Raw genomic sequence first — 257 nt, forward strand, 5'->3', positions numbered from 1 at the left:
ACAAAAGCGGGACCTCCTGCCATTTCAAGTTTACCTGTTTGCCTTAGTTGCTGAGTTACTGTAAGCATATCTACTGGATTGGCTTGCGCAAACAGCTCCAGTATTGCCTGATAAACCTCTTTGTGGGCAGGCTTGTAAAAGTAATCGGGTTGCAGCAAGTCAATGACCTGCATAAAGGCTGGTTGTTCAATGAGTATCGCTCCGAGTACCGCTTCTTCTATATCGATGGCTTGAGGAGGAACCTGTCCTTGTACTAC

1 protein-coding gene is annotated in these 257 nt (G+C 46.3%); it reads right to left on the reverse strand.

Going from position 1 to position 257, the window contains the following annotated elements:
• The coding region (locus tag Q0954_RS34795) for a DnaB-like helicase N-terminal domain-containing protein (RefSeq protein WP_299466897.1) at positions 1-257 on the reverse strand (257 nt) is incomplete at both ends.

The sequence above is a fragment of the uncultured Microscilla sp. genome (assembly GCF_947493425.1).
Taxonomy (GTDB): Bacteria; Bacteroidota; Bacteroidia; order Cytophagales; family Microscillaceae; genus Microscilla.